Origin of the sequence: Serratia sp. HMSC15F11, assembly GCF_001808215.1 — a bacterium.
Classification (GTDB): domain Bacteria; phylum Pseudomonadota; class Gammaproteobacteria; order Enterobacterales; family Enterobacteriaceae; genus Serratia; species Serratia nevei.
The window spans coordinates 1-5288 of record NZ_KV792504.1; the positions used below are offsets into that span (position 1 = coordinate 1).

At 52.6% G+C, this 5288-nt stretch carries 5 protein-coding genes, 4 tRNA genes and 1 other RNA gene; 2 read left to right on the top strand and 8 right to left on the bottom strand.

All coding sequences use genetic code 11. The features are described 5' to 3' along the window. The 6 genes from HMPREF3138_RS25905 to HMPREF3138_RS22660 form a co-directional block, all read right to left on the bottom strand. Window positions 1–131 (bottom strand): GTP-binding protein (locus tag HMPREF3138_RS25905; protein ID WP_004146313.1); only part of this gene is annotated, 131 nt, incomplete at its 3' end. Between the two features lie 109 nt (window positions 132–240). Further along, window positions 241–316 (bottom strand) — tRNA-Thr (locus HMPREF3138_RS22640). A gap of 6 nt (window positions 317–322) precedes the next feature. Then, window positions 323–397: transfer RNA gene (locus HMPREF3138_RS22645), tRNA-Gly, on the bottom strand. A gap of 36 nt (window positions 398–433) precedes the next feature. Continuing rightward, a non-coding RNA gene (locus HMPREF3138_RS22650) (RtT sRNA) lies at window positions 434–549 on the bottom strand. Between the two features lie 46 nt (window positions 550–595). After that, window positions 596–680 (bottom strand) — tRNA-Tyr (locus HMPREF3138_RS22655). Window positions 681–705: 25 nt separating this feature from the next. Continuing rightward, window positions 706–781: transfer RNA gene (locus HMPREF3138_RS22660), tRNA-Thr, on the bottom strand. A 396-nt stretch (window positions 782–1177) separates the two neighbouring features. On the opposite strand from HMPREF3138_RS22660, the gene HMPREF3138_RS22665 reads away from it, so the two are divergent. Together HMPREF3138_RS22665 and coaA are read left to right on the top strand one after the other, a co-directional pair. Continuing rightward, window positions 1178–1726: a GNAT family N-acetyltransferase gene (locus tag HMPREF3138_RS22665; protein WP_038874432.1), complete on the top strand. Its 549-nt coding sequence runs from the start codon at window positions 1178–1180 to the stop codon at window positions 1724–1726. A 219-nt stretch (window positions 1727–1945) separates the two neighbouring features. Continuing rightward, window positions 1946–2896 (top strand): type I pantothenate kinase, encoded by a 951-nt coding sequence (gene coaA / locus HMPREF3138_RS22670; RefSeq protein WP_038874434.1) that lies wholly within the window; start codon window positions 1946–1948, stop codon window positions 2894–2896. Window positions 2897–2941: 45 nt separating this feature from the next. Here the strand turns inward: coaA and birA are convergent, their stop codons facing one another. After that, entirely contained in the window at window positions 2942–3904 is a 963-nt protein-coding gene (gene birA, locus HMPREF3138_RS22675) for a bifunctional biotin--[acetyl-CoA-carboxylase] ligase/biotin operon repressor BirA (protein WP_033636716.1), read from the bottom strand. Beyond that, window positions 3901–4938: a UDP-N-acetylmuramate dehydrogenase gene (gene murB, locus HMPREF3138_RS22680; protein ID WP_038874436.1), complete on the bottom strand. Its 1038-nt coding sequence runs from the start codon at window positions 4936–4938 to the stop codon at window positions 3901–3903. The genes birA and murB overlap by 4 nt, the downstream gene beginning before the upstream one ends. Window positions 4939–5288 lie beyond the last annotated feature (350 nt).

A 5288-nucleotide genomic window follows, 5' to 3' on the forward strand; every position in this document is an offset into this window, starting at 1 on the left:
GCAGAACCGCCGTAGGTTTTAGCCAGTACGGTAGTGATCGCTGCAGTCAGGGTAGTTTTACCATGGTCAACGTGGCCGATAGTACCGACGTTAACGTGCGGTTTTGTACGTTCAAACTTTTCTTTAGACATCGATTGTCCCTCTAAGACACGGATAAATCGGTGGTATCACCACATCAACCAAGCATTTGCTCGTTGAATCCAGAACAGAAAGAAAATCAGGGGGCGAGAAATTAAGAAGTGGTGCTGATAGGCAGATTCGAACTGCCGACCTCACCCTTACCAAGGGTGCGCTCTACCAACTGAGCTATATCAGCACATCTTGGAGCGGGCAGTGGGAATCGAACCCACATCATCAGCTTGGAAGGCTGAGGTAATAGCCATTATACGATGCCCGCATCCTGGAACTCGGCTACCTGATTTTTCTGTAGAATTTTGGGATGGAGCAGGATTGTTCATCACTCGGCTCGCATCCTTCGGGCCGGCTGCGCCTTGCGCTGCACAGCTCGAACCTTGCCGAAGGCTTTCGCCCTCTCCTCCCGCCATCAACCGTTGCGATATTTATCGCATCTCAGTTAATCGCCGAAGGCAAGATTTGGTGGTGGGTGAAGGATTCGAACCTTCGAAGTCTGTGACGGCAGATTTACAGTCTGCTCCCTTTGGCCGCTCGGGAACCCCACCAGATTTTAACTACTTGTGACTTGAATGGTGCCGGCTACCGGAATCGAACTGGTGACCTACTGATTACAAGTCAGTTGCTCTACCTACTGAGCTAAGCCGGCATCAAGTGCAGCGCATTCTAGGTAGAGCGGGCGACCTATGCAACAAAAAAATTGCTTTACGCGCACTTTCGCTCATAAATCAGTCAATTTTGCATACTGTCATGCAATTCGCAGCCTGCGGCGTGCAAACATTCATCACTCGCGGCAATCATTCTCTACAATTTTATCCACTTTTTGCAAGCCTTGAGCGCCGCTTTCTCCGTGTCGGGCTTCTCAAAACACTTAACCCGAGCAGGTAAACTGTGAGCGGGATCGATGCACCAAAAAGGGGATACCTGCCCCGGACTGCGGCGTGGGCTACACTGATCCCTCGCCCTTTTGCCGTCGCCATGCCTTTCGCCGCTGTGGCTCAGTTATTGCTTCTCTTCATTACCCCCATCCCAGGAGGAATGACCGATGAAAATAGTGCTTATCAACGCCGCTACGCTACCGATTTACCGCGATGAATTGGCCCGCCTGTTGACCGATGCCGTCACGCACGGCGCTTCTGTCGGTTACGACACCTTAATCCCTCACGAAGACGCCGAAAGCTACTTCCACAGTCTGCGGCCGGCCTTGGCCAAAGGTGAACTGCTGCTGTGGATTGCCCGTGACGAGCGCGGCGTCGTTGGCACCGTGCAACTCGAGCTCTGCCAGAAGCCGAACGGCCGTAATCGTGCGGAGGTAGTGAAGCTCTTGGTGCATAGCCGCGCTCGCCGAAACGGCGTAGGTCAGGCGCTGATGAAGTCACTGGAGCACGCGGCACTGCAACAGCAGCGCGGGCTATTGTACCTGGATACGCAGGCCGGTTCGGCGGCAGAAGCGCTTTATCGCAGCCTGGGTTATCGCTGTTTGGGCGAGCTACCGGATTATGCGGCGGGGCCCGATGGGCATTACCATCCAACCGTTATTTATTACAAACGCCTGTTCGCCGTGAACCAACCTTCGCGCGCCATCGCCAGCTAGCCTTCAGGCGGTATCCGGCCCCGATGATACCGCCTTGCAACCCCGCTTTATCAACTGCGCGCCGCTTCGCACAATTGACATAAACTGCTGCCTATCGACAACTTTTGCGAAAAAAGTCTACGCCAAAAACGAAGCTGTCTATAATATGCAGCTTGTTTATTCTCTGGAGCTGGCGTCCGGCGCCTTTCCCAACCTGCGTTAACAGGCAGAATTTGGCTTATGATAAAAAGAGATCAATCTTTAGCAACGCCCTACCTACAGTTCGATCGTACCCAATGGGCTGCGTTGAGAGATTCGGTGCCGCTGACGTTGTCGGAAGAAGAGATCGTTAAACTGAAAGGGATTAACGAAGATCTCTCGTTGGAAGAAGTTGCGCAGATTTATCTGCCGCTGTCACGACTGTTGAACTTCTATATCAGCTCCAACCTGCGGCGGCAGGCGGTACTGGAGCAATTCCTCGGCACCGATGGGCAAAAGATTCCCTATGTCATCGGCATCGCTGGCAGCGTAGCCGTCGGTAAGAGCACAACAGCGCGCTTGTTGCAGGCACTGCTGAGCCGCTGGCCGGAACACCGCAGCGTTGAGCTGATCACGACCGACGGCTTCTTGCATCCTAATAAGGTGCTGAACGAACGCGGCCTGATGAAGAAAAAAGGCTTCCCGCAGTCTTACGATATGCATAGCCTGGTGAAATTCGTGTCGGAAGTGAAATCCGGCGCCAAACGCGTCACCGCCCCGGTTTATTCCCATTTGATCTATGACGTTGTGCCCGAGGGCAATAAAGTCATCGAGCAGCCGGATATTCTGATCCTGGAAGGGCTTAACGTATTGCAAAGCGGTATGGATTACCCTCACGATCCGCATCGCGTATTCGTTTCCGATTTTGTCGACTTCTCTATATATGTCGATGCCCCGGAGACACTATTGCAAAGCTGGTATATCAATCGCTTCCTGAAATTCCGTCAGGGCGCATTTTCCAATCCTGATTCTTATTTCCATCACTATTCAAAATTGCCGGAACAGGAAGCGATTAATATCGCCACGCAATTGTGGAATGAAATTAACGGATTGAATTTGCAGCAGAATATACTGCCTACGCGCGAACGCGCCAGCCTGATCATGACCAAAAGCGCTAACCACGCCGTTGAAAACGTGCGTTTAAGAAAGTAAGCCTACCGATCGATTCAGGGGACGTTGCCGTCCCCTTTTCTCTAACTATTCCGCACTGCGCAGCGATATCTCCCCGCCGATGAAGGGTTTTATCTCCCCGTCTTGTTCCAGCAGTAGCGCCCCCTGCGAATCGATACCTCGGGCGATGCCCACAATCTGCCGCTCGCCAATCAGCAGCTTGACCGGTCTGTCGATAAAGTTATCCAGAGTACGCCAGCGACCGATAAAGGGCGCCAGTCCGTCTATCTCAAACTGTTTCAACGACTGACGCAGCTCATTGAGCAGGGTTGCAGCCAGCTCATTACGATCGATCTGAATTCCCGCTTCCTGTAGGTTAATCCAGCCCTGGGTAATGGCACTGGCGTTGGTATCCCGCATCGCCAGGTTGATGCCGGCACCGATGACCAGTTGAGCCGCATCGCCGGTTTTTCCCGTCAGTTCGACCAGGATCCCCGCCAGTTTACGATCGTTCAGATAAAGATCGTTAGGCCACTTAACGCGCACGTCTGCGGCACCGAGACGCTGCAGAACTTCCGCCATCACCATACCGATCACGAGGCTAAGCCCCATGGCCGCCGCCGGGCCTTGCTCCAAGCGCCAGAACATCGACAGGTATAAATTAGCGCCGAATGGCGAGATCCACTGCCGCCCGCGGCGCCCACGCCCCGCCTGTTGGTATTCAGCGACGCAGGCGTCACCGGAGTGCAATTCGGCGATGCGGTCCAGCAAGTATTGGTTGGTGGAATCGACCACCGGCAACACGCTTACACGCTTGTCTTCCAGCAGGCTGAGGATACGCTCGGCTTCCAACAGCTGGATGGCACCAGGCAGGCTGTAACCTTTGCCAGGCACGGTAAAAACATCCAGCCCCCACTCGCGAATGGTTTGAATATGCTTATTGATCGCAGCACGGCTCATGCCGAGTGACTCACCGAGGTGTTCCCCGGAATGGAATTCGCCGTCGGCCAGCAGCGCGATCAGTTTTAACGGAACCTTGGTATCTTTCATGACAGCACCGCCACGGCATTCAGCTCACCGGTCGCGCCAATAAAACGCACCTCAGGCTCCAGCCAGACGCCAAATCTATCGGCCACCGTCTTGCGTACGTGGCGCGCCAGCGCCACCACATCCTGGCTGTGGGCGTTGTCGATGTTCACCAGCACCAGCGCCTGCTGGCGGTGTACCGCTGCACCACCGATACGATATCCTTTCAATTCGCATTGATCGATAAGCCAGCCGGCGGCCAGCTTCACCTGGCCATCCTGCTGTGGATAATGCGGCATGCCGGGATATTTGGCGATGAGTCCTGTGGCTTTCTCTGCGTTCACCAGCGGATTCTTGAAGAAGCTGCCGGCATTGCCGGTTTCACGCGGATCGGGCAGTTTGCTGCGGCGCATGGCGCATACGGATTCAAATACCTGAAGCGGCGTCACCGTAGCGGGATCCAGCTTAGCCAGATCGCCATAGCTCAATTTGGGTTGCCACTGTTTGTTGAGGCGTAAACCCAGCCCGACAATGACATGCCCGGTTTGGAAACGGTGTTTGAAAATACTTTCCCGGTAGCCGAAACCACACTCGGCAGCTGGAATGCGATCGATAGCGCCGGTAGAGAAATCCAGCAGATCGACATACTCGCAAACGTCTTTCAATTCGACACCGTAGGCGCCGATGTTCTGGATAGGCGCGGAGCCGGCCAATCCAGGAATCAACGCCAGGTTTTCCAGGCCACAGATCCCTGCCTGCAGCGTATATTGCACCAGATCATGCCAATTCTCACCGGAGCTGACGTGGAGATGCCAGGCATCGCTATCTTCCCGAACGTCGATACCCTTTAGCTGATTGACCATGACCGTGCCTGAAAAATCCTCCAGGAACAGCACGTTGCTACCTTCACCGAGAATCAGCAGCGGCTCCTGACGCTTGCGCGTTTGTTGCCAAACCTTGAGCATCTGCTCAATTCTATCGGCTATGATCAGGTGCGCTGCGTTGACCGGGAGCGCAAACGTATTGTGGTTTTTTAAAGACGCGCTTTCAGTAGACATAACGTTCAGTACCTATACAGAAATAATCTTTCGCCTAGTCTACTCGATTCGAGGCGTCTGGCTAATATTTGTTTTAATTAACGTGAAATTTATCGAATAATACACTGAAGCATTAAGACTTATCTTTGATATAACCGGATAATTCTCATCAACATATTAATAAATAGGCATTTTTATTATTTAAATAATAATCTGAAGCTATCAATTATATATTGATCTGGCTATTTCCCCGACAAAAAACATTATGCTTCCTTATAAGACTCAGCTACATATGCCAAAAAGGTATTTTTAAAAGTAATAGATAAAGTCAGGATATTTATTTTACGCATAGCAAAAAGCCCTGAACGTCA

Excerpts from the sequence above, each read along its gene's own strand:
- HMPREF3138_RS22665 (WP_038874432.1), top strand. The coding sequence starts at position 1,178 with ATGAAAATAGTGCTTATCAACGCCGCTACGCTACCGATTTACCGCGAT.
- coaA (WP_038874434.1), top strand. The coding sequence starts at position 1,946 with ATGATAAAAAGAGATCAATCTTTAGCAACGCCCTACCTACAGTTCGAT.
- birA (WP_033636716.1), bottom strand. The coding sequence starts at position 3,904 with ATGAAAGATACCAAGGTTCCGTTAAAACTGATCGCGCTGCTGGCCGAC.
- murB (WP_038874436.1), bottom strand. The coding sequence starts at position 4,938 with ATGTCTACTGAAAGCGCGTCTTTAAAAAACCACAATACGTTTGCGCTC.